Source organism: Candidatus Planktophila sp. (assembly GCF_040402315.1).
Taxonomy (GTDB): domain Bacteria; phylum Actinomycetota; class Actinomycetes; order Nanopelagicales; family Nanopelagicaceae; genus Planktophila.
Map to the genome: position 1 here is coordinate 15,116 of NZ_JBBAMU010000009.1, position 22,361 is coordinate 37,476.

The following is a 22,361-nucleotide window of genomic DNA, read 5'->3' on the forward strand; positions in this document are numbered from 1 at the left end:
ACCACTCCTATTGCGCCAACTCCCTCGCCTAGCTCGGTTTGCGCAGCTCAATGATGCGCCCGAGGCCGATACCTTCGAGTTCAATCTCATGTAGCACCGCGTTCTTTACCCCAACCATCTCGGCGGCGGCAGATTCACCCTTCATCGCAAGTAGGGCTCCCCCGGTCTTGACCATATGCCAGCTAATTTTTTTGAGTTTTTCTAACGGGGCCACAGCCCGGGCGGTAACGTATTCGGCGCTCTTCTTCACATCCTGGGCGCGCCCGCGGATCACTTCAATATCAACTCCCTCGGTCGCCTCCTTTAAGAATTCAACTCTGCGCTCAAGGGGTTCGATTAGGGTTACTTTTAGATCAGGCCGAGCTAGGGCTATCACTATGCCGGGCAGGCCCGCCCCGGAGCCAATATCAAAAAGGGAGGCGTTTTGAGGTAGAAGCTGGGTTACCGGTAGGCAGTTAAAGATATGGCGTTCCCAGATGCGCTCGCCTTCGCGGGGGCCGATAAGGCCTCGCTCAATTCCGGCAGAGGCCAGAAATTGCGCAAAGGCACGGATCTCTTCCTGGCGTTCTGGGAAGTAGCGGCCGACTAGCCCCTCTACTGATTGTTCCACGTGAAACTAGATCTACGCTGGGTAGATAACGACGAAGCGGTTTGGGTCTTCACCATCTGACTCTGAGGTCAGGCCTAAGGTCTGGATTGTGTCGTGGATGATTTTGCGCTCAAAGGCGTTCATTGGATCAAGCTTGATGGAGCTGCCGGTGGTCTTTGCTTGTTCGGCCATCTCTTGCGCCAGAGCGGTGAGCTCTTTGCGGCGCCCTGCTCTAAATCCATCGATATCGAGCATGAGGCGGCTGCGATCCCCGGTTGCTGTCTGCACAGCTAGGCGGGTGAGTTCTTGGATTGAATCAAGGACTTCACCTTCGGCGCCAACCAGGTGCTTGAGTTTGCCACCCACGATTGCAAGTGCGGCACGGCCATTTTCCACATCGATATCTATATCGCCATCGAGATCTGCAATATCAAGTAGGGCTTCTAGGTAGTCGGCTGCGATATCGCCCTCTTCTTCAAGTTTGGCAGGAGATTTGGGGGCGCGCTCCTCTTTTGAGCCAACCACTTCTTCGGTTGTTTCTAAGGTTTCTAATGTTGTTTCTGTGTTCTCTGACATCTTCTCATCCTTTGTCCGGGTTAAGCGTTATTAATACTATTAGTCTGATTTATTACTTCTTCTTCTTTTTCTTCTTTGGTTGTTGTCGTTGTCCCAGAACTTCTGGAGCTTGCTCCTGGTTCTGGTCAATTTCACTGCCTTGCGATTTATTCTCTAACTTATTTTTTTCGGCACGCTTTTTCTCCAACGCTTCATATGCCGGAGATCCCGGCGTTGGGTTTCTTTTAATGACGTAGTACTGCTGTCCCCATGTCCAAAGATTTGTAGTTGACCAGTAAATCAATACACCCACTGGGAAGTTAACTCCTGAGACCGCAAAAATAACTGGGAATGCATACAACATGATTTTTTGCTGCTGCAACATCATGTTGTTACTTGCATCCATCTTTGGCATGCCTTTAACCATGAGTTGGCGCTGAGTAGTAAATGTTGTGGCTGACATAAAGATAATTAAAATTACAGTGACGATGCGAACGTTAAGATCGGGAGACCCAAGGAAGCTTTGTGAGATCTTCGCTCCAAAGAACGTTGCTTGCGCCGCGCTATCTAGGAATTCTCCTTTAAGAAATCCACGTCCGATGGGGGCAGAAACACCTTCATCGGTCTTTGCTGCGATTCCGTTAAGCACGGTAAAGAGAGCGAAGAAAATTGGTGCTTGGGCAATAATCGGAAAACATGATGCTAGTGGGTTTGTTTTATGTTCTTTATAGAGCTTCATCATCTCTTCCGATTGCTTCTGTCGGTCGTCTTTAAACTTCTTTTGAATCTCTTTCATGTGTGGTTGTAGCGCTGTCATTGCGCGCTGGCTTTTAATCTGCTTTACAAAAAGTGGGATCAAAATAATTCGGATGAGCACTACCAGGCCCATGATTGACAGGGTCCAGGTGACACCTGAATCTTTACCGAAAATAGGGGCAACCAATTGGTGGATTGCCACCATGACACCAGAGACGATGCTGTAGAGCGGGTTAAGAATCGAGTCCATTAATTAACTCCTACTAGTGTTTTTTGGGCTTTTTTTGCATCTGCGCTATCAAGGTCTTCATCTACATAATCAACGCCGCCGAGTGACCACGGGTGGCAGCGAAGGATTCGGTATGAGGCCATTGCAATTCCTTTTAGCCCATGGCGAGTAATTGCTGTGAGGGCGTAGTTCGAACATGATGGGTAGTACTTGCATCGAGGCGCGAACGCGCTAGAAAATAATTGGTAGGAACGGGTGAGTGCTGTAAGGAGTAACTTCATTAGCGCGCCTCAATTTTTTTAGAGCGCTCAATAAGTTTTTGGATAAGGGTAGAAATCTCTGACGCTACATTTTTATCATCACTTTGTTTAAGTGCGCGAATTACAAAAAGTGATCCGAGTGGGAGTCCTAAGATGTGAGGTGAGACCGCGTGACGAACTTTGCGCGCAAGGCGATGGCGCTTGACGGATCCGCCGACAGTTTTGTTAATAACAAGTCCGCACTTAGCTGAAGCGCTATTTGTGACAGGTGAAATATAAAGATATCCAACAAAGTGTTCTGTGGTAACACGGATTCCGCTCTTAGTTGCTCGGGCGAAATCAGAGCTTGAAGTTAAGCGTGCGTCGGCTGGAAGCACGAGAAGATCCGTAGCGCTCTTAAGCCTTAAGCTGAGAGCTTTATACGGCCCTTGGCACGGCGAGCAGAGAGAACTGCGCGTCCGGCACGGGTAGCCATACGGGCGCGAAAGCCATGCTTCTTAGCGCGGCGGCGCGTATTAGGCTGAAAGGTGCGCTTTGTCATGAGAACTCCAAAATGTTGTGGGCGCTTTAGCCCTAGCTGGTCATAAATACGGGGGAGGCAAGAAGGCAAGGTTACGGGTGTGGATAGCCGCCGGTCAAACCAGCGATACATCCCTTGGAACCTCCAATAATTGTGGATAACCACTTGCTATTTCCCCCAATGGGGTCTACTTTGCGGGTTCTCCACAGGTTTCCGTCGAAGTCGGTCTAATTTGAGGCTAAACCTCACCTTTAGACCACAGCCTGTGGATAACATTGTGGATAACCTGGGGGTTGGTAGATGGCAGTTATAGATCTCGAACTCTCCCAGTTATGGGGCCGCGTGGTCGAGCATGTTTCGGTGGGTGAACCTCAACACCGAGCATTCTTGGCTATGACCAAACCTTTAGGTCTTCTACAAAAAGAGGGTGGGGCGACCAGTTTGCTGGTTGCCGCCCCGAATGCTTTTGCAAAAGATGTACTCGAGTCTCGTCTTCGAAATGTTATCAATGAAGTGCTAACCACCGAACTTGGTGAGAAAGCAAATATTGCAGTGATGGTCGATGAAACACTTGAATTGGCAGACCTTCCTGCCCCCACTGTTGCCGTTGAGGTAGTCCCAGCTCGATCAGGTATGGGCCGGGATGACTCTGATCTTCGTAGATCGGATGAACTATCACAATTAAATGCGCGCTATATTTTTGAAACATTTGTTATCGGATCATCTAACCGTTTTGCCCATGCTGCCGCCGTTGCCGTGGCAGAGGCGCCAGCTAAGGCTTATAACCCGCTCTTTATCTATGGGGAATCTGGCCTTGGAAAGACTCACTTATTGCACGCAATAGGTGCTTATGCCAAGGAGCTATACGGCAACGTTCGCGTTCGATACGTATCTTCTGAAGAATTCACCAATGACTTTATTAACTCTATCCGTGATGATAAAGCTACTGCTTTCCAGCGTCGCTACCGCGATCTAGATATTTTGCTGGTTGATGATATTCAATTCTTGGAAAATAAAGAGCGTACTCAGGAAGAGTTCTTCCATACCTTTAACACTTTATATAACGCCAACAAACAGATCGTTATCTCATCAGACCGCCCTCCTAAGCAGTTAACAACCTTGGAAGATCGGTTGCGCTCACGATTTGAGTGGGGTTTGATCACCGACATCCAACCGCCTGAACTTGAAACACGTATTGCGATCTTACGTAAAAAGGCAGCGCAAGATAAATTAAACGCTCCCGATGATGTTCTTGAATTTATCGCCAGTAAAATCTCTACCAATATCCGTGAGCTTGAAGGTGCTTTGATTCGCGTTACCGCCTTCGCATCCCTTAACCGCCAAGTGGTTGATATGGGTCTTGCTGAAATTGTGTTAAAGGATTTAATCCCCACCAATATTGCAACTGAGATAACAGCTCCAACGATCATGGCTCAGACTGCGGCCTACTTCAGTCTCACCCTCGATGATCTCTGTGGCACTTCTCGCTCGCGTGCATTAGTTAACGCACGCCAGATCGCGATGTATTTATGCCGTGAGCTAACCGAGTTATCACTACCCAAAATCGGGCAAACTTTTGGAGGGCGCGATCACACAACTGTGATGCATGCCGACCGAAAGATCCGCGAGTTGATGGCTGAGCGCCGCTCGATCTATAACCAGGTAAATGAGTTAACGACGAGAATTAAGCAGCAGACGAAGTAGGTAGGGGTTAGGCGCTAATTGTCCGTTTTCACCCTCTTTACCCCCAAGGTGTGGATAAGGTGTGGATAACTGTGGATATGTATCGTAAATATGTGTGTAAAGCAGGTACTACTAGAGAAGGCGCAGGGGTGTTGATGTGGATCTAACGTTTATTCACCTATTCACCCACAGCTTTGCAGGGTTTTTCCACACCTTTGCGGGGTTAAATCTAGGCTCTGAACTGGGGTTTTACCTCTTACCCACAGTTTCACTCTGCGGTTACTACTACTACCTTTATATATATATAAATCCCGTTTCCAAGCGGACCGTCCCCAAATTAGAGTTAGTTCACTACATACAACCAATCTGATGAGTGCGAGGGCTACGGCGTGAAATTTACAGTGGATCAAAATTCTTTAACTGATGGAGTGAACTGGGTTTCTCGCTCACTCTCCACCCGCCCGATTAAAACTGAACTCCTCGGAATAAAAATTGATGCAACCGGTGATGAAGTCTTTCTCTCCGGCTCTGATTTAGAAACATCGAGCAAAGCACACTTTGCAGCTGACATCGCCGACAAAGGCGCAGTACTTGTTCCAGGAAAACTACTAGCAGAAATTTGTAGATCACTTCCAAATAAACCAATCACCATCGCACTTGATGGCACCCGGGTGCTTGTTACATCAGGTGCGGTTAAATTCACCCTCCCTACACTTTTACTCTCTGAATATCCAAACCTTCCGGAACTTCCAGAGACAACCGGTAGTGTGGCAAGTGATACTTTCGCAACAGCGGTAGCACAAGTTGCAATAGCTGCCGGCCGTGATGATTCACTACCAACACTAACTGGCGTCCATGTTGAAATAAATGAAGACACCATTACACTTGCTGCAACAGATCGCTACCGTTTAGCAGTACGCGAATTTAATTGGAGCCCGGCTACACCTGGTGTTTCAACAACAGCGTTAATGCGCGCTCGCACTTTAGCTGATGCCGCTAAATCACTTATTGGAACAAAGAACGTATCACTATCTTTTGCACCAGCAACATCTAATGATCGCCTTGCTGGATTTTCTGGCGATGGTAAAACAATGACATCAAGAATGTTAGATGGAACATTTCCTCCATATCGTCACCTACTACCGACCGAGATGACAACAACTGCCGTTGTTGAAGTAGCGCCATTTCTTGACTCCGTGCGCCGGGTTGCGCTAGTGACAGATAAAACAGTCCCACTACGCCTTGAATTTAAGGATGGTGGAGTATCACTTGAAGCTGGCGCGGGTGAAGAAGCACAAGCAACAGAGACAATTGATGTCTTGTTAAACGGTGAACCTATTTCAATCGCTTTTAACCCAGTATTCCTAGCTGACGGGCTGCAAGCTGTTGGCACACCCTTTGTGCAGATCTCATTTACTGGATCAAACAAACCAGCGATTCTCACTGGGCGCACCGAACCAAATGGTGCATTTATTGATAATTACCGCTATCTCTTAATGCCAATGCGCTACGCCTCATAAAATAAAAAACTATGCGCGTCACTAAGCTAGCGCTGATAAATTTTCGTTCATACCAACACCTTGAACTTGAATTTCCAGCAGGACCTATTACTTTTGTCGGCAATAACGGCAGCGGTAAAACAAATATCGCCGAGAGTTTGATTTATCTCGCCTACCTTTCATCCCACCGGGTTGCCAACAATCAACCACTTATTTCGTTGGGCGCAGATCAAGCAATCATCCGGGCCGAAATCCAGAGCCAGGGTCGCACACTGCAAGTTGACCTGGAAATTAACGCCACAAAAACCAACCGCGCGCGAATTAATGGCAACCCAGTTAAATCGCAACGTGAGATATTAGGTGCGCTACAAATTATTTATTTCTCCCCCGAAGATTTAGATTTAGTGCGCGGAGACCCATCCCACCGCCGAGATTTCTTGGATAAATTGCTAATTACCCAATCACCGCGCTTAGCAGGTGTGATCTCTGATTATGAGCGGGTTGTAAAACAACGTAATACACTGCTAAAAACCAGGGCGCCAGAGAGCTCACTTGTTCCTTGGACGGAGCAACTTATTTCTTATGGCGCGCAGTTATCGGCAGAGCGCATCAAGCTAGTAGATGATTTAAACCCATATGTGGCAACAAATTATGAAAACCTTAATGAGGTGAAGCCTGCCTCAATTTCTTATAAATCATCGACAGATAACTTATCTTCAGATATTTCCCACAATGTAGAGATGCTTACCGCACGGCAGATAGAAGTGGCACGACAAGAACAAGATCGTGGTGTTTCACTGATTGGCCCACATCGCGATGACCTACATTTACAACTCGGTGATTTTCCGGCTAAAGGTTATGCCAGCCATGGCGAATCTTGGTCGATGGCCATCTCACTACGTATTGGTGCCTATAACTTACTTAAATCAGAAGGCGCAGAACCAGTACTCATCCTCGACGACATCTTTGCCGAGCTCGACACCACTCGGCGCCAACAACTTACCTCAGTGACACAGATGGCCGAGCAAACATTTATCACCGCAGCTGTTGAATCAGACCTGCCAGCCGAACTACTATCTGAGAAGTTCTATGTGAAGCCGGGGGTTGTTACCAAGTGAGTGAAACCCCCCAAAGCAAACGAGATTTTGCAGTAGATCTCTTCCGAAGTTACAAAACTGGATTTACTAAAAAGAAGAAAATTGTTGAACAGCGCTCAAATGCCCCTGGAGATCCCACACTAATCTCCAATGTCTTAAGTGAACTCATCGAAGAACGTGATTGGAATTCTGGGTTAGCTGAAGGAACCCTCTTTGCCACCTGGGCCCAAGTAGTCGGGCCCGACATCGCCCAGCACACAACCCCACTCTCACTTCTAGATGGCCGCCTGCTCGTGCAGTGCTCATCAACTGCTTGGGCAACCCAACTCAACTTAGTTGGCCCATCTCTTCTTGAGACCATTAGGTCTAGTGCGCCCGGTGCCCTTGTGGAGTCGCTGGATTTCATTGGCCCTACCGCCCCTAGCTGGAAGCGCGGCCTACGCACGATCTCAAATGGGCGCGGTCCCCGCGACACCTATGGCTAACCCTAGATTTAACTAGGGAATAAACCCCCACCCCTTCCAGTTACATCCTGTGAAACCTGAGTCGACGCGACTCAACTCTTTGCGTAGAATCGACTCAGGTTACAGACCTCGACCCACCCTGGCTCGAGCGGAAATGACGAAATTAAAGAAGGAGCAAGACCATGGCTAGATCAGTCGGAATCGACCTTGGAACTACAAATAGCTGCGTATCAGTACTTGAAGGCGGAGAGCCAAAAGTCATTACCAACGCAGAAGGCGCTCGCACCACACCGTCGATCGTCGCCTTTGCAAAAAACGGCGAAGTTCTTGTCGGTGAAGTAGCTAAACGTCAATCAGTGACAAACGTTGAACGCACAATCCGTTCCGTTAAGCGTCATATAGGTACTAACTGGTCGATTGATATCGACGGTAAGAAGTACACCTCACAAGAAATTTCAGCACGCGTACTACAAAAGTTAAAGCGTGATGCAGAGGCCTACCTCGGTGAAACCGTCACAGATGCTGTTATTACCGTGCCCGCCTACTTCAACGACGCGCAACGTCAAGCAACAAAAGAAGCTGGCGAAATTGCCGGTCTTAATGTGCTTCGTATTATCAACGAACCAACAGCGGCAGCCCTTGCATATGGTTTAGATAAGGCAGATCAAGAACAAACCATTCTCGTATTCGACCTCGGTGGCGGAACTTTTGACGTCTCCCTTTTGGAAATTGGCGACGGCGTTGTTGAAGTAAAAGCAACGAATGGCGATAACAACCTTGGTGGCGATGACTGGGATCAAGCACTTGTTGATCACCTAGTAAAGACTTTCGGATCTGCAAATGGCATCGATCTAACAAAAGATAAGATGGCGATGCAACGTATTCGTGAGGCTGCTGAAAAGGCGAAGATTGAACTTTCATCTTCCCAATCAGCAACTATCAACTTGCCATACATCACTGTTGATTCTGAGAAGAATCCATTGTTCCTCGATGAAACAATCACCCGCGCACAGTTCCAAACACTTACCGCAGACCTACTTGAGCGCTGCAAGAAGCCATTCCAAGCTGTTCTAAAAGATGCTGGAATCCCAATTGCAAACATTCAATCAGTGGTACTTGTTGGTGGATCAACTCGTATGCCAGCTGTGGTTGATTTGGTACGCGAACTCACCGGCGGGAAAGAGCCAAATAAGGGCGTAAACCCCGATGAAGTAGTCGCAGTAGGTGCATCCCTTCAAGCCGGAGTACTTAAAGGTGAAGTAAAAGATGTGCTGCTTCTTGATGTGACACCACTTTCCCTTGGTATTGAAACCAAGGGTGGCGTAATGACAAAACTCATCGAGCGCAATACAACTATTCCTACCAAACGCAGTGAAATCTTTACAACAGCTGACGACAATCAGCCTGCTGTTCAGATTCAGGCTTACCAAGGCGAACGTGAAATGGCTGCTTATAATAAGAAGCTAGGCATGTTCGAGCTCACTGGGATCGCACCAGCACCTCGTGGGGTTCCACAAGTGGAAGTTACATTTGATATCGATGCCAACGGAATCGTTCATGTATCTGCAAAAGATCTGGCAACCGGCAAAGAGCAAGGTATGACCATCACAGGTGGTTCTGCTCTTTCTAAGGATGAGATCGCACAGATGATGGCTGATGCTGAAGCACACGCTAATGAAGATAAGCAGCGCCGTGAAGAAGCAGAAATTCGTAACACCGGTGACTCACTTGTCTATCAGACCGAGAAGTTCTTAACTGAGAACGCAGATAAATTCACCGAAGGTGAAGCTGTGACAAAAAAGGCTGAACTAGATGAAGTACTCGCTCTTCTTAAAACAGATCTAGGTGGGGCTAACTTTGAATCAATTAAATCAAATACCGAAAAAGTTTCAGCCGCCTCACAAGCACTGGGTGCGCTGATGTATGCAAATGCCTCAGCACAGGCCGCAGGTGAATCAACAGGGTCAGAAGATCATGTTGAGGACGCCGAAGTAATCGATGCCGAAGAAGCTAACTAATGTCAGAAACGACAGAGGAAGTTGTTGAAGAAACAACTCCTGTTGTAGCAGAAGTTGTAGCGGAGGCTGCGCCGGTTGCCGAATTGGACCCGGTTGCAGCTCTCACAGCTGATTTACAGCGGCTGCAAGCAGAGTATGCCAACTACCGAAAGCGGGTAGAGCGTGATCGCACCCTGGCTCATGAACTAGCAATTGGTTCTGTTCTTACCGAACTTCTTGCAATTTTAGACGATGTTGATCGCGCAAGTGAGCACAACGAACTCACCGGGGGCTTCAAGGCTGTGGCAGATCAGTTAACTGCTATTACCAATCGCATTGGGTTGGAGAAATACGGCAGTGAAGGTGAAGCCTTTGACCCACAAATCCATGAAGCGCTAATGCATGACACATCATCTGAAGTTAGCGTCCCTACTGCATCAAAGATTTTGCAACCAGGCTATAAGTTCAAAGAACGCATCTTGCGCCCGGCACGCGTTGCAGTGAGCGACCCAGAGAACTAATCAACCATGGCCGCCAAGGATCTTTATGAGAAGGATTTCTATCAAGTCCTTGGTGTTTCGCCTACGGCGAGTCAGTCTGAAATAAAAAGTGCTTACCGTTTAAAAGCTAAAGATTTACACCCGGATAAAAATCAAGGAAACGCTGCCCTGGAAGAGAAGTTCAAAGCGGTTTCCGAGGCATATGACATTCTTTCTGATTCAAAAAAACGCGCAGAGTATGACGAAGCACGCTCCATGTTTGAACGCGGTGGATTTAGAGCGCCAATGGGTGGTCAAAACTTCCAAGGCGGAGATTTCAATGACATCTTTGGCGGCGGTAATCCACAAGATATCTTTGCCAATCTCTTTGGCGGTGGCGGCCGACGCGGACCACGCAAAGGCTCTGATCTACAAACAGAATCAGCAATTACATTTAAAGAGTCAGTATTTGGCACAACCCTTGATCTCAAACTTAACACCGATGGCAACGGGCCACAGAACATTTCTGCGCGCGTACCTGCTGGAGTAAATGATGGCGCCAAGATTCGCGTTAAAGGCAAAGGCGCACCAGGTGAAGCGGGGCCCGGAGATCTCTTTATTCAACTGCAGGTAAAGCCGCATGCAATCTTTTCTCGCAAAGGAGAGAACCTAGTTCTCACACTTCCGGTCACTTTTGCGGAAGCGGCGTTGGGGGCTGACATTAAGGTTCCCACGCTTGCCGGGGATGATGTCACGGTGCGGTTAGCCGCTGGAACACCCACAGGTCGGGTCTTGCGCGTGAAGGGGCGAGGTATTAAAAAAGGCGCAATTACCGGCGACTTACTTGTCACTGTGGAGGTACAAGTTCCACGCAAGAGTGAAGGTAAGGCGCAAGAGGCAATCAAAGCATTTGCGGCAGCAACTGCACACGATGATGTGCGCGCCGAATTTATATCTAAGGCAAAGCTATGACAAAAGATTTGCCACAAGAAGATCATCCAGATGATGATGCCGGACTCTATGTAATATCAGTAGCGGCAGAACTTTCTGGGTTACACCCACAAACACTTCGGCAATATGACCGCTTAGGCCTGGTATCACCAGATCGCACGGTGGGGCGCAATCGCCGTTACTCACTTCGCGATATTGCATCCCTTCGCATGGTGGGCCGTCTTGTTGGTGAAGGAATCAACCACGCGGGCATTAAGCGGATCATCGAATTAGAGAGTGCTGTCGCAAACATGGCGATGGAGGTCGCAAAGTTAAGAATTGAAGTAAATGCACTACTTGTTGAGAACCCACCGCTCGCTGACTCGTTGAATAAACAGTTGGCAATACGGAAGAAGAGCAATGTCATTATTTACAAAGATGAGAGTTAAGCGTTTAAGAATTTAGTACGCCCAGTCCACTTGCCTAGGACTGGTTCCACTGGGGATTTCAAAAGACCTTCAAGCAGTGTTGCATACACATCTCGGAAGTCGGTGGTAACAGCCAAATCACCTTTGATGAGATTTTTTAAGGAGGGTTGGTCTCCATAAAATCCACCTGTGACTCGGTCGCCAATGACAAACATCGGCCCAGATGTTCCATGGTCTGTTCCTTGGGACCCGTTTCCAACGACGCGGCGGCCAAACTCACTGTAAATCACTACCGTTACATCACTGGCTCGAGTGGTGGACTTCAATTGGGCAAAGAAGCGCGAAATTGAATTAGAAACAACACCCAATAGTTCTGCTTGCGCATTGGCTTCGTTAGCGTGTGTGTCGAACCCGCCTAGCGAAACTGACCACACTCTTGTGGGAGCTCCGGCCGAAATCAATTTAGAGACTACATCTAACTGCTGTGCCAGATCGCTATCACCACCTGCATTACCACCATTGACGGTAGGCAAATCAACAACAGCAGGCGCAGGCGCTTTCAAAATAGGGGTAACTGTTGAGGAGACTGAAAATAGATTGCGCATTGAGGAGGCCGCGGCAGCCATAAGTGCGGAATCCGTTCTGGACTTACTTGCAAGTTTCAAACAATTTTGACCAATTGAACCTTTAGGTATGAGTAGTCCACCGAGAGGTAATACCGAACCAGATCTTTTAGCCCCGACAAATAATGGGGGCAATACCGAACCTAGTGAGATAGCAAGCATTGAATCTTCTGCCTGACTATCAATCCACCTGCCAAGCCACCCGGTACTGATTTGATTAGCAGGTGAGGCGCTCTGCCACTTTGCCATGGATGAAAAGTGAGAGCGATCAGGGTTCGGGTAGCCCACACCACGAATAATGGCGACCTTTTTCTGGTCCCATAAAAGTTTGAGATTGGCCATCGCAGGGTTCAACGCTAATTCGGCATCTAGCGGCAACATAGTTTCTGGGCTATATGAAATCTCGGGACGAGATGAAAAATAGATTGGATCTGTATAAGGAATAACGGTATTCAACCCATCATTTCCACCATAAAGAGTGACCATCACAAGAATTGGTGTGCCTGCGGCGAGTGGTCGATTTATCGCTGCCTGGGCAATTTTATCAACACTCAATAGTGAAGCACTAGCACCGGCTGCCACGCTGCCCGCGGTTAACCTCAGGAATTTTCTACGAGTTATTGTGTCCATGTCATCTCCCTATGCATTCACTACATACTCAGGGCTACACAACGCCAAGACGGCAAATTCCACCGGATCACTTAGCGAATTACGTAGCGCTGCTTGAGTTCTCGGACTCCATTGCGCAACACCTAACCAATCAGCGCTCGAAAGAACTCGACGCTCAACCGGAATTTCCGTCAACCCTCTTAGCTGGCTCTGTTTTACCAACCAGGTGGCAAAGTCAATCCGATATTGGGCAGAGGCGGAAGATAACCAAGCCTCCGCAGCCGGCCACCCGCCAACACTTGGTGGATATAACGGAAGTTGCCCTAATTTATTTAGGTAATTCTTTAATTTAGATGAAGACGTTAACTTTGATGGAGTCAGCTCCAGCGCACGTGCGGCGGAGATAAACCAATCCACTGGAGATTTAACCATTGCATTTTTAGGATCTCGCATTGCGGGGTCTTTGGCGACAGCAGCGACAACGCTTGAAATTTCCCGATCAGCGAATGACTGGATCCCAGCGAAATTACTTGGCATTGCTTCTGTGCTTGAGATAAAGCGATACCAGAGCCTTTCCGAAATAAAACGAGCACAATCCTCTCTTGCTACAAGAAAATCTGAGACCTCCTCACCATTAAAATGCTTTGTGGTCCCCAACAAAGTCACCGCATTTGAATCATGCCGCTTAAGGTTGAATGTAACGGTGCCAGAACTGTTTGCGACTTGATATCCAGTTAATGAGCGCGCGATAGCTTTAACATCATCTTCGGAGTATCGGTTTACCCCCAGAATGAATAACTCCATTAATTCACGGCCAAGGTTTTCGTTAGGCGACTTAAAGGTGCTTTCCTGACCATCCAACCAATATTGCAAGGCACCATCAGTGAGCATCACTCGCGAGAGCTCACGAAAATTACCTAGCGCGTACTTTCGAAAAGTTTCATTCTGCTTATACATAGGGAAGGGATGGTTTATCTTGGAGATCGAAGTCGCCCAATGACCGTGCCAAAACCAAGTCATTCGCTCGGTTAGCCCGTTATCGCTAAGGGCCATCCGATCCATCCACCAAAGAATAAGATTCTCAGTTTGAGATCTCATCCCCACAGCAAATGGGATTATTTCAGGAGTATTTGGTTCAGGACGTTTGCCCAAATCAGAAAAGGTTGGAAGCTTAATTGAAGCTAATCCTGAATCCACACTGGGAACTTTTAAGAGCGAGTCACGTGTTGCTGGGACACCCTGCTTTAAGTAACTTGCAAACTCACCAACACGTGGACCGAAACCAAACCGATGGACCAGCCGAGAAGTCTCTAATCGGTCTAGGTTCATGAGAACACGTTAACAATGAAGAGTCGAAGAGGTAAGGTTCAAACATGAATTCTAAGGATATTCTCCGAGAACAAATCCGCAACAAAGCTGTAGTCCACGGCAAAGTGATTCTCTCCTCTGGTATCGAGGCTGATTACTACGTCGATCTGCGTCGGGTCACACTCGATCATGTGGCAGCCCCACTTGTGGGTGAAGTGATGTTAGAGCTGACGAAAGATTTAGATTATGAGGCAGTTGGTGGGCTCACATTGGGCGCGGACCCGGTTGCAACAGCGATGATGCATGTGGCAGCGCGTAACGGCAAAAACATTGATTCTTTTGTAGTTCGCAAGGCTGAGAAAGCCCACGGCCTGCAACGTCGCATCGAAGGACCTGATGTAAAGGGAAAGAGAGTTCTCGCCGTTGAAGATACTTCAACAACAGGTGGCTCAGTTCTAACTGCAGTTGAAGCACTAGTTGAAGCTGGCGCAATTGTTGTGGGAGTTGCTGTCATTGTGGAACGCGGGGCCAAGCAGAAGATTTTAGATGCCGGCTACAAGTACTACGCCGCCTACTCGCTACAAGATTTAGGCCTGTAATTTAAGAATGGTGTCTGCGAGTATGCCACTCGCGGAAGAATTCAATCGCAACTGGAATAACGCTCACTAGAATAATTACCGCAACTACTGGCAGCAAATACTTATCAACTGAGCCTTCTAGCTTCTCACCCAGGATAAAACCTAAACCGATAATGAGTTGAGTCCAGATCAGCGCGCCCAGCACATTCCAGAAGAAAAACTTCTTCACCGGAATACCAATAATTCCAGCGAGTGGATTGATTAGTGTTCTCACAAAAGGAATAAAGCGAGCCAGAACCAGGGCGCGCCCGGTTCCATATTTTGTTAACCACTTTTCAGTTGCAGCAACCCGTGATTGGTTAAAGAACCTTCCATCGGGGCGGTTAAATAGCCTTCGCCCAAAGCGTGCACCAAATAAGTAGCCAACCTGTGAGCCCACAATGGCGGCAATAGGCGATGCGATAAAGAGAGCTAGTGGATTAAGGGAAGCACCGCCTAAGATCGCGGCACCTGAGCCAGAGGCAGCCACACCGGCAATAAAGAGAAGTGAGTCGCCTGGGAAGGCGAGTCCAATAAGCAACCCGGTTTCAGCGAAGATGATCGCCAGAATTCCGAGTAATCCAAGGTCTCCGACTATGGAATGAGCATCAAAGAGGTTGGCGGCTAGGTTCATGGCTACAGCGTACGCGGGAATTTTCCTTCCAATAGATATGTATATGTACACTCGGGCAATCTGCGCGCCTTGCCCTCGAATGGGGCGCCCTGACTCTCCAACGGAGGAGAACCCATGAGAGCTTCTGCTGCTCTAAGTAACGTCCAAGTAACAGGGACTAACCTAAATATCACTTACATCATCTTGGCGGTAGCACTTGCCGCCCTCGGCATCGCCTACGCGTTGCGCCAGCAAGTACTTGCCGCCAACGATGGCACCGAGAAGATGCGCGAGATTGCCGAAGCTGTTCAAGAAGGAGCGGCGGCATATCTTGCCCGCCAGTTCCGCACCCTTTCTTATTTTGTAGGAATTGTTTTCTTCCTACTCTTTGCACTGCCCGCCGACACAACTGCTATTCGTGTTGGTCGCTCCATCTTCTTCCTCGTCGGTGCTGGCTTCTCAGCCCTGGTCGGTTATAACGGTATGTGGCTGGCAGTTCGCGCAAATGTGCGCGTTGCTGAAGCTGCTCGTCAGAAAGATGGCACCAAAGCGGTGCGGATCGCATTTCGCACAGGTGGCGTTGTTGGTATGACAACGGTAGGTCTGGGCCTAGCTGGCGCCGCACTCGTTGTTATTTTATTCCGTGAGAATGCACCTGTTGTTCTGGAAGGATTTGGTTTTGGTGCGGCGATGCTCGCGATGTTTATGCGCGTGGGCGGCGGAATCTTTACTAAGGCCGCTGATGTGGGAGCAGACCTCGTCGGTAAAGTTGAAAAAGGTATTCCAGAAGATGACCCACGAAATGCGGCAACAATTGCAGATAACGTGGGCGATAACGTCGGTGACTGCGCTGGAATGGCAGCAGATCTATTTGAGTCATATGCGGTAACACTTGTTGCAGCCTTGATCTTAGGTAAGGCAGCTTTCGGTAACGAAGGTCTGATCTATCCGCTTATCGTGCCAGCAATCGGTATCGTCACAGCCGTAATCGGAATCTTCGCAACTCGCTTGCGCTCAACAGATAAGTCAGCAATGACAGCTATTAACCGCTCATTTTTTACATCAGCGATTATCTCGGCCGGCCTTACTGGACTTGCAACATTTACGTACTTGCCAGGTAAGTTCAACTTGCTTACCAATTTCTCACCTACCGTGCTAGAAGAAGCAGGCAATATCAATCCACGCGTGCTGGCATTTGGCGCAGTCATTATCGGAATCGTTTTAGCTGCCGCAATTCAAATCCTTACCGGCTTCTTTACCGAAACCGGCAAGCGCCCAGTAAATGATGTGGCAGCCTCCTCTCAAACAGGTGCGGCGACAGTAATTCTGGCTGGTATCTCAGTTGGTTTTGAATCAGCTGTCTATTCCGCAATTCTGATTGCATCAGCAGTCTTCGGCGCCTTCTTACTCGGTGGCGGATCTGTTGTTCTCTCCCTCTTTGCTATCGCACTAGCTGGTACCGGGCTTCTCACAACAGTGGGTGTCATTGTTGCAATGGATACCTTCGGACCTATCTCAGATAACGCACAAGGCATTGCTGAAATGTCAGGTGATGTTAAGGGAGAGGGTGCACAGATTCTTACCTCACTCGATGCCGTTGGAAATACCACCAAGGCAATTACAAAGGGAATCGCAATTGCTACCGCAGTATTAGCTGCAACGGCGCTTTTTGGTGCATTTACCGATGCCATTAAGGAAGCTGTCATCAAGGCAGTGGGTGAGGGTGCCGATGTGGCACTTGAATACCAAGGCATCCTTGATATTGCATCGCCTCGAAACCTGGTTGGTTTGATTATTGGAGCTGCAGTTGTCTTCCTCTTCTCCGGACTAGCAGTTAACGCGGTCTCACGCGCGGCAAGTGCCGTAGTTGTTGAAGTTCGTAATCAATTCAAGATGCACCCAGGAATCATGAACGGTACTGAAAAGCCGGAATATGGTCGTGTTGTTGATATCTGTACTCGCGATTCACTACGCGAATTGGTAACACCAGGACTGCTTGCAGTCATGGCGCCAATCGCAGTGGGATTCGGACTTGGCGTGGGCGCACTCGGTGCCTACCTAGCTGGTGCAATTGGCACTGGAACGCTAATGGCAGTCTTCCTATCTAACTCAGGTGGTGCGTGGGATAACGCAAAGAAGATGGTTGAAGATGGACATTACGGTGGGAAGGGAACAGAGGCACACGCGGCAACTGTTGTCGGAGACACTGTGGGAGATCCATTTAAGGACACCGCAGGGCCTGCAATTAACCCACTGCTTAAGGTGATGAACCTGGTTGGTCTGCTTATTACTCCAGCGATTGTCAGCTTCGCACTTCCGGCGCAATCATCGATGTCGCTAATTATTGCACTCGTTGCAACAGCGATCATTATTGGAGCGCTGATTCGTAATCGTCGCCAGTCAACAACTATCGAATACTAAGAGCGAGTAACTTCCCCTACACGCATGGCTAAAGTCTTTAAGAAGCTGGTGATCGTTGAATCACCGGCCAAAGCGCGCAAGATTGGCGGCTACCTGGGCGATGGTTACATCGTCGAGGCTAGCGTCGGTCATATCCGCGACCTGCCGCAGCGAGCAGCTGATATTCCTAAAGAGGTCAAGAAGTTAGCCTGGTCGAAAGAGGGCGTGGATATTGAAAATGATTTCGCACCTTTATATGTCATCAACCCCGATAAGAAGGCGAAGGTTGCCGAACTTAAAGAGTTGATGAAGCAGGCCGATGAAATCCTGCTGGCAACGGATGAAGACCGCGAAGGTGAAGCTATTGCTTGGCACTTAGTAGAAGTTTTGCAACCAAAGATTCCCATTAAGCGGATGGTCTTTAATGAAATTACCGAAGAGGCGATTAAGGCTGCCGTAGAAAATACCCGCGATCTTGATTACAACCTGATTGACGCCCAAGAAACACGTCGCGTGCTAGACAGGCTTTTTGGCTACCGGCTTTCACCAGTGCTATGGAAGAAAGTTATGCCACGAATTTCGGCTGGTCGCGTGCAATCTGTTGCCACAAAGTTGATTGTGGAGAAGGAACGCGAACGGATGGCCTTTATCTCATCCTCTTGGTGGGACTTAAATGCCAAAACAGATCTTGGCTTTACCGCACGGCTACTTTCAGTTGATGGCAAGAAAGTAGCTGCTACCAGTGACTTTGGCGCCGATGGCGCGGTAAAAGAAAAGTCCCTAAAAGATATTTTGTTATTCGATGATAAACAGGCAACTACTTTGACTGAAAGTCTTAAAGGCACACCACTGACTGTGAAATCGATGGAAGAGAGTCCGCGTACTGAACGACCCAAACCACCCTTTACAACATCGACTATGCAACAAGATGCTGGTTCACGACTTGGGTGGGGCGCACAAATTACGATGCGTATTGCTCAGCGCCTCTATGAAAACGGCTACATCACCTATATGCGTACCGATTCCATCAATTTATCTGAGCAAGCAATCAAAGCCGCCCGCGCTTCGGCCGCATCTTTATATGGCAAAGACCATGTTTATGAAAGTGTCCGTGTGTATCAAGGGAAGACAAAGAATGCCCAGGAAGCCCACGAAGCAATTAGACCAGCCGGAGATGTCTTTAAGACACCAGGTGAGTTAGCACCAGAACTATCACGTGATGAGTTCGCACTCTATGACTTGATCTGGAAGCGCACTGTGGCATCGCAAATGGCTGACGCTAAGAAGATGCAGATGCGGGTTGATTTTGATGCAACGACAGCTGATAAGAAAGCAACCATCTTCCGCGCCAACGGTTCTGTTATTACCTTTGCTGGATTCTTGGCTGCCTATGACGATATTGCCAGTGATGAAAATAAGGATGAAGAGTCAGAAGATCGCCGCCTGCCTGCAATGACAGTGGGGCAATCAGTCAAAGTTGAGGAATACTCTTGTGAAGGCCACGATACAAAGCCACCTGCGCGTTATACCGAGCCAACTCTTGTAAAGAAGTTGGAAGAGCTCGGTATTGGCCGCCCATCAACATTTGCCTCCATTATTCAAACGATTCAAGATCGTGGCTATGTCTCAAAGCGCGGGCGCGCACTTGTGCCAACCTTCTTAGCATTTTCAGTCACAGGCCTACTAGAGACTCACTTTACGAAGCTGGTGGACTATGACTTCACCGCATCAATGGAAGAAGATCTCGACAAGATTGCAGCCGGGGAGGCGGGGCGGGTGGATTGGCTCCGAGATTTCTACTACGGCGTTAACGGTGAGCCAGGCCTTAATGAGTTATCACTTGATCTCGGTGTGATTGACGCCCGAGCGACAAACACCATGAACTTATCTGACACTATTGAAATTCGGGTGGGCCGCTTCGGTCCCTACCTGCAAGAGAACCTACCTGATCAAGATCGCAAGCTTGCCAATATTCCAGAAGGTTTAGCACCGGATGAACTCACCCTTGCAAAAGCAATTGAGTTACTTGCTGCTCCATCTGGTGAACGTGAGTTAGGTGTGGACCCCAAGACAAACTTTGAAGTGGTTGCAAAATCAGGTCGCTTTGGTCCATACATCACTGAAATCTTTCCGCCAGCACCGGTAGAACTCAATGACAAAGGTGAACCGAAGAAGAAGCGCAAAAAGAAAGATGCACCAAAGCCAAAGACGGCCTCGCTTCTCTCAACAATGAATCTCGACACCATCACACTCGATGATGCGCTGCAACTACTTTCACTACCTCGCGTGCTGGGGACTAATAGCGCTGGCGATGAAATCACGGTGCAGAACGGTCGCTATGGCCCATATCTCAAGGCTGGCGCCGATTCGCGCACACTGACATCTGAGGATCAACTCTTTTCCATCAACTTAGATGAAGCAATTGAGATTTACTCAAAACCAAAAGAGCGACGACGCGGTGTGGCAAAGCCGCCACTAAAAGAACTCGGTGTTGATCCGGGCAGTGAAAAACAAGTCATCATTAAAGATGGTCGCTTTGGTATGTATATCACCGATGGCGAGACCAATGCAACGCTGCGTCGTGGCGACACCCTGGAAGCAATGACATTAGAGCGTGGCCTAGAACTACTGGCAGGACGCCGTGCGTGGGAGGCAGAAAATGGTCCATCTCCGAAGAAGTCACGGAAGAAAGCAGCTAAGGCAAAGCCAGGTGCAACCGCGCCAACGCTAACCAAGAACACGGTGAAGAAAGCTGCAACAAAGAAGAAGGCAGCTAAGAAGGCAAGCGGTAAAGCTAAAAGTTAACTAATCCGAGGTGGATTAATAAAGAGTCAACTTTAATTTCTGCGCATTTGTCGCCATTTGCTTATCCAGAGTGATCACTCCGTCAATTAAAAGTGAAATAGTTTCAGCTGTTGCTAGATGAATTGCATCTGCAGCTTCCACGGTAATCTCACTGGAATAACTTTTAGCGCGGTTAAGAATTGTATTGCTGATATCAACAAAGGAGAATTGAGTTAATAAATGCTGAGCACGAGGTAATAGCAAATCGTTGAACTTAGTAACAGCCCGAAGCACCTCAACACTGGAGAGCCGAGAGGTAACAGGATGGTCCTTTAACACACTAGATAACTCAATACTGTTTGGTTCTTCGAAAACCGAGGCAAGAATCACCGAGCTATCAACATACCAACTCAATAGCGTGCTTCTTCACGCTCTTTGAGAAACTCTGCTAAGAGACTTCTTCCATCGGGGTTTGGTAGTGGCTCGAAAACCTTTGGATCAAATTTAGCCTTTGCTGGAGTTATGAGCCCGGCATCAATGAGATCTTGAAGTGATGTCGGTCTAATAGCGCGAATTTCTGCAACTGGTTTTCCCCATTCGGTAACGATGACAATTTCACCGCTCTTTACAAGAGCAAGTACTTTTGAGGCTTCTTGACGGAGTTCTCGGACACCGACAGACAATTTCTTTGTGAGCATATCTTCAAAGAGAGAAGATTTTTTAGCTTTTGAAGGTGCCTTCTTCACTGCACGGGTTGCACTTTTTTTCGCTGATGTGGCCATGGCTAATTGTAGCACAAAAAGTGAAAGTGCTACATTATCCTCAGCCCCAGCCACTTACGCCTATTAGTAGGTGTTTTTAGCTGCGCCGATACACTTCCGTAATGACCCCCGAGAGATGGCTGCTCACAGGTGGCGCTGGCTATATTGGCGCCCATATCGCAGATGAGTTCATCTGCAGCGATAAATCTGTGGTCATCATTGATTCGCTCTATCAAGGCCTGGAATCCCGCATCACCTTCCTGCGGGCAAAACATGGCCTGGAGATTCCCTTTATCAAGTGCGATATCCGTGATTACAACGAGATTGAAAGCTTAATCCGCGAATATAAGATCGATGGCATCATTCACACCGCAGCCCTAAAAGCTGTCGGTGAATCAATGGAAAAACCAGATGAGTATTTCCAAGTAAACCTAGAAGCAACTAATGAATTAATCGAAATAGCAAAGCGCCATGGGGTGAAGAAATTTATCTTCTCATCTAGCGCCGCTGTCTATGGCAGTCCAGAGACCAGGCAGTCATGCAAAGAAGATGGCCCCAAGGCACCGATCTCTCCTTATGGAGAATCAAAGTATCAAGCCGAATCAACAGTTACTGCCTTTATTAATACACCCGGTAACCATGGAACATCACTGCGTTTCTTTAACGTGGTGGGCACCGCAGCACAAGAGCTACTCGATAACTCAGTCGAGAACTTAGTTCCTATTGTTTTAGGCAAATTAAATAAAGGCCAAGCACCCGAGATCTTCGGCACCGACTACCCCACCACCGATGGCACCTGTGTGCGCGACTATGTTGATGTGCGAGATATTGCCCGCGCACATTTAGCGGCAGCCGATGCCACAACCCCCCTACCACCTGCGATGAACATCGGCACGGGGCGCGGGGCATCTGTGCGCGAGATAATTGATTTAGTTCTGCAAGCAACGAATAAGACTGAGACTCAAATTATTCAAAGCCCACGCCGAGCCGGAGATCCAGCGTTCTTATGTGCCGATGTGGCCCTTGCAAAGAGTGCGATGGGCTTTAGCTCTAAGTACTCACTGGAAGAGAGCATCCGCAGTCTGTTCTAGGCTCTAAAGTCATTATCTGACGCTCCCGATAGACTTCCCTCATGCCAGCTAGCCTGCCCACACCTGCTG

At 48.3% G+C, this 22,361-nt stretch carries 23 protein-coding genes; 12 read left to right on the forward strand and 11 right to left on the reverse strand.

Going from position 1 to position 22,361, the window contains the following annotated elements:
- Positions 1 to 28: 28 nt before the first annotated feature.
- Genes rsmG through rpmH form a run of 6 tightly spaced genes read right to left on the reverse strand, consistent with a single transcriptional unit; the run spans position 29 to position 2,930 of the window.
- Positions 29 to 610, reverse strand: coding sequence for a 16S rRNA (guanine(527)-N(7))-methyltransferase RsmG (rsmG, locus tag AC9UEP_RS02855; RefSeq protein WP_509543820.1), 582 nt, complete (start codon positions 608 to 610; stop codon positions 29 to 31).
- 12 nt (positions 611 to 622) lie between these two features.
- Positions 623 to 1,165, reverse strand: coding sequence for a Jag family protein (locus AC9UEP_RS02860; protein WP_509543822.1), 543 nt, complete (start codon positions 1,163 to 1,165; stop codon positions 623 to 625).
- A gap of 52 nt (positions 1,166 to 1,217) precedes the next feature.
- Entirely contained in the window at positions 1,218 to 2,150 is a 933-nt protein-coding gene (yidC, locus tag AC9UEP_RS02865; protein WP_509543824.1) for a membrane protein insertase YidC, read from the reverse strand.
- Entirely contained in the window at positions 2,150 to 2,410 is a 261-nt protein-coding gene (yidD, locus tag AC9UEP_RS02870; protein WP_509543826.1) for a membrane protein insertion efficiency factor YidD, read from the reverse strand. The genes yidC and yidD overlap by 1 nt, the downstream gene beginning before the upstream one ends.
- Positions 2,410 to 2,766 (reverse strand): ribonuclease P protein component, encoded by a 357-nt coding sequence (rnpA, locus tag AC9UEP_RS02875; RefSeq protein ID WP_509543828.1) that lies wholly within the window; start codon positions 2,764 to 2,766, stop codon positions 2,410 to 2,412. The genes yidD and rnpA overlap by 1 nt, the downstream gene beginning before the upstream one ends.
- A 26-nt stretch (positions 2,767 to 2,792) precedes the next feature.
- On the reverse strand, positions 2,793 to 2,930 hold the full coding sequence (gene rpmH / locus AC9UEP_RS02880; protein ID WP_095675443.1) for a 50S ribosomal protein L34: 138 nt from the start codon (positions 2,928 to 2,930) through the stop codon (positions 2,793 to 2,795).
- Positions 2,931 to 3,209: 279 nt separating this feature from the next.
- On the opposite strand from rpmH, the gene dnaA reads away from it, so the two are divergent.
- From dnaA to AC9UEP_RS02920, 8 genes are all read left to right on the forward strand, one after another.
- Entirely contained in the window at positions 3,210 to 4,613 is a 1,404-nt protein-coding gene (gene dnaA / locus AC9UEP_RS02885) for a chromosomal replication initiator protein DnaA (protein ID WP_509543830.1), read from the forward strand.
- A gap of 368 nt (positions 4,614 to 4,981) precedes the next feature.
- Positions 4,982 to 6,112, forward strand: coding sequence for a DNA polymerase III subunit beta (dnaN, locus tag AC9UEP_RS02890; RefSeq protein WP_509543832.1), 1,131 nt, complete (start codon positions 4,982 to 4,984; stop codon positions 6,110 to 6,112).
- Between the two features lie 11 nt (positions 6,113 to 6,123).
- Complete coding sequence (gene recF, locus AC9UEP_RS02895; protein WP_509543834.1) at positions 6,124 to 7,209, forward strand: DNA replication/repair protein RecF; 1,086 nt, start codon at positions 6,124 to 6,126, stop codon at positions 7,207 to 7,209.
- Positions 7,206 to 7,673 (forward strand): DciA family protein, encoded by a 468-nt coding sequence (locus AC9UEP_RS02900; RefSeq protein WP_509543836.1) that lies wholly within the window; start codon positions 7,206 to 7,208, stop codon positions 7,671 to 7,673. Before recF ends, AC9UEP_RS02900 begins: the two co-directional genes overlap by 4 nt.
- Before the next feature lie 161 nt (positions 7,674 to 7,834).
- Positions 7,835 to 9,670 (forward strand): molecular chaperone DnaK, encoded by a 1,836-nt coding sequence (gene dnaK, locus AC9UEP_RS02905; RefSeq protein ID WP_509543838.1) that lies wholly within the window; start codon positions 7,835 to 7,837, stop codon positions 9,668 to 9,670.
- On the forward strand, positions 9,670 to 10,170 hold the full coding sequence (grpE, locus tag AC9UEP_RS02910) for a nucleotide exchange factor GrpE (RefSeq protein WP_509543840.1): 501 nt from the start codon (positions 9,670 to 9,672) through the stop codon (positions 10,168 to 10,170). Before dnaK ends, grpE begins: the two co-directional genes overlap by 1 nt.
- A 6-nt stretch (positions 10,171 to 10,176) precedes the next feature.
- Entirely contained in the window at positions 10,177 to 11,100 is a 924-nt protein-coding gene (locus AC9UEP_RS02915) for a DnaJ C-terminal domain-containing protein (RefSeq protein ID WP_509543842.1), read from the forward strand.
- A complete protein-coding gene (locus AC9UEP_RS02920; protein ID WP_509543844.1) occupies positions 11,097 to 11,507 on the forward strand; it encodes a heat shock protein transcriptional repressor HspR in 411 nt (136 codons plus the stop codon). Before AC9UEP_RS02915 ends, AC9UEP_RS02920 begins: the two co-directional genes overlap by 4 nt.
- Here AC9UEP_RS02920 and AC9UEP_RS02925 read toward each other — a convergent pair.
- Together AC9UEP_RS02925 and AC9UEP_RS02930 are read right to left on the reverse strand one after the other, a co-directional pair.
- Entirely contained in the window at positions 11,504 to 12,739 is a 1,236-nt protein-coding gene (locus tag AC9UEP_RS02925; protein ID WP_509543845.1) for a DUF1501 domain-containing protein, read from the reverse strand. The genes AC9UEP_RS02920 and AC9UEP_RS02925 overlap by 4 nt on opposite strands.
- Positions 12,740 to 12,748: 9 nt before the next feature.
- Positions 12,749 to 14,047, reverse strand: coding sequence for a DUF1800 domain-containing protein (locus AC9UEP_RS02930; RefSeq protein ID WP_509543847.1), 1,299 nt, complete (start codon positions 14,045 to 14,047; stop codon positions 12,749 to 12,751).
- Positions 14,048 to 14,091: 44 nt separating this feature from the next.
- Here AC9UEP_RS02930 and pyrE point away from each other — a divergent pair, with 44 nt between their 5' ends.
- On the forward strand, positions 14,092 to 14,625 hold the full coding sequence (gene pyrE, locus AC9UEP_RS02935) for an orotate phosphoribosyltransferase (RefSeq protein ID WP_509543848.1): 534 nt from the start codon (positions 14,092 to 14,094) through the stop codon (positions 14,623 to 14,625).
- A 1-nt stretch (position 14,626) separates the two neighbouring features.
- Here the strand turns inward: pyrE and AC9UEP_RS02940 are convergent, their stop codons facing one another.
- A complete protein-coding gene (locus AC9UEP_RS02940) occupies positions 14,627 to 15,277 on the reverse strand; it encodes a DedA family protein (RefSeq protein ID WP_509543850.1) in 651 nt (216 codons plus the stop codon).
- 114 nt (positions 15,278 to 15,391) lie between these two features.
- On the opposite strand from AC9UEP_RS02940, the gene AC9UEP_RS02945 reads away from it, so the two are divergent.
- Together AC9UEP_RS02945 and topA are read left to right on the forward strand one after the other, a co-directional pair.
- Positions 15,392 to 17,677: a sodium-translocating pyrophosphatase gene (locus AC9UEP_RS02945; RefSeq protein ID WP_509543852.1), complete on the forward strand. Its 2,286-nt coding sequence runs from the start codon at positions 15,392 to 15,394 to the stop codon at positions 17,675 to 17,677.
- Between the two features lie 24 nt (positions 17,678 to 17,701).
- Positions 17,702 to 20,461, forward strand: a complete 2,760-nt coding sequence (gene topA / locus AC9UEP_RS02950; RefSeq protein ID WP_509543854.1) for a type I DNA topoisomerase — start codon at positions 17,702 to 17,704, stop codon at positions 20,459 to 20,461.
- A gap of 15 nt (positions 20,462 to 20,476) precedes the next feature.
- Here the strand turns inward: topA and AC9UEP_RS02955 are convergent, their stop codons facing one another.
- Both AC9UEP_RS02955 and AC9UEP_RS02960 read right to left on the reverse strand, forming a co-directional pair.
- On the reverse strand, positions 20,477 to 20,854 hold the full coding sequence (locus tag AC9UEP_RS02955) for a type II toxin-antitoxin system VapC family toxin (RefSeq protein ID WP_509543856.1): 378 nt from the start codon (positions 20,852 to 20,854) through the stop codon (positions 20,477 to 20,479).
- A complete protein-coding gene (locus tag AC9UEP_RS02960) occupies positions 20,851 to 21,222 on the reverse strand; it encodes a type II toxin-antitoxin system Phd/YefM family antitoxin (RefSeq protein WP_509543858.1) in 372 nt (123 codons plus the stop codon). The genes AC9UEP_RS02955 and AC9UEP_RS02960 overlap by 4 nt, the downstream gene beginning before the upstream one ends.
- A gap of 101 nt (positions 21,223 to 21,323) precedes the next feature.
- Between AC9UEP_RS02960 and galE the strand changes: the two genes are divergently transcribed.
- A complete protein-coding gene (gene galE, locus AC9UEP_RS02965) occupies positions 21,324 to 22,292 on the forward strand; it encodes a UDP-glucose 4-epimerase GalE (RefSeq protein WP_509543859.1) in 969 nt (322 codons plus the stop codon).
- Positions 22,293 to 22,361: the final 69 nt, after the last annotated feature.

What these genes read in the sequence shown, in the direction of transcription:
- AC9UEP_RS02860 (WP_509543822.1), bottom strand. Translation starts at nt 1,165, where the DNA reads ATGTCAGAGAACACAGAAACAACATTAGAAACCTTAGAAACAACCGAA.
- yidC (WP_509543824.1), bottom strand. Translation starts at nt 2,150, where the DNA reads ATGGACTCGATTCTTAACCCGCTCTACAGCATCGTCTCTGGTGTCATG.
- yidD (WP_509543826.1), bottom strand. Translation starts at nt 2,410, where the DNA reads ATGAAGTTACTCCTTACAGCACTCACCCGTTCCTACCAATTATTTTCT.
- rpmH (WP_095675443.1), bottom strand. Translation starts at nt 2,930, where the DNA reads ATGACAAAGCGCACCTTTCAGCCTAATACGCGCCGCCGCGCTAAGAAG.
- dnaA (WP_509543830.1), top strand. Translation starts at nt 3,210, where the DNA reads ATGGCAGTTATAGATCTCGAACTCTCCCAGTTATGGGGCCGCGTGGTC.
- recF (WP_509543834.1), top strand. Translation starts at nt 6,124, where the DNA reads ATGCGCGTCACTAAGCTAGCGCTGATAAATTTTCGTTCATACCAACAC.
- dnaK (WP_509543838.1), top strand. Translation starts at nt 7,835, where the DNA reads ATGGCTAGATCAGTCGGAATCGACCTTGGAACTACAAATAGCTGCGTA.
- grpE (WP_509543840.1), top strand. Translation starts at nt 9,670, where the DNA reads ATGTCAGAAACGACAGAGGAAGTTGTTGAAGAAACAACTCCTGTTGTA.
- AC9UEP_RS02915 (WP_509543842.1), top strand. Translation starts at nt 10,177, where the DNA reads ATGGCCGCCAAGGATCTTTATGAGAAGGATTTCTATCAAGTCCTTGGT.
- AC9UEP_RS02920 (WP_509543844.1), top strand. Translation starts at nt 11,097, where the DNA reads ATGACAAAAGATTTGCCACAAGAAGATCATCCAGATGATGATGCCGGA.
- AC9UEP_RS02925 (WP_509543845.1), bottom strand. Translation starts at nt 12,739, where the DNA reads ATGGACACAATAACTCGTAGAAAATTCCTGAGGTTAACCGCGGGCAGC.
- AC9UEP_RS02930 (WP_509543847.1), bottom strand. Translation starts at nt 14,047, where the DNA reads ATGAACCTAGACCGATTAGAGACTTCTCGGCTGGTCCATCGGTTTGGT.
- pyrE (WP_509543848.1), top strand. Translation starts at nt 14,092, where the DNA reads ATGAATTCTAAGGATATTCTCCGAGAACAAATCCGCAACAAAGCTGTA.
- AC9UEP_RS02940 (WP_509543850.1), bottom strand. Translation starts at nt 15,277, where the DNA reads ATGAACCTAGCCGCCAACCTCTTTGATGCTCATTCCATAGTCGGAGAC.
- AC9UEP_RS02945 (WP_509543852.1), top strand. Translation starts at nt 15,392, where the DNA reads ATGAGAGCTTCTGCTGCTCTAAGTAACGTCCAAGTAACAGGGACTAAC.
- topA (WP_509543854.1), top strand. Translation starts at nt 17,702, where the DNA reads ATGGCTAAAGTCTTTAAGAAGCTGGTGATCGTTGAATCACCGGCCAAA.
- AC9UEP_RS02960 (WP_509543858.1), bottom strand. Translation starts at nt 21,222, where the DNA reads ATGGCCACATCAGCGAAAAAAAGTGCAACCCGTGCAGTGAAGAAGGCA.
- galE (WP_509543859.1), top strand. Translation starts at nt 21,324, where the DNA reads ATGACCCCCGAGAGATGGCTGCTCACAGGTGGCGCTGGCTATATTGGC.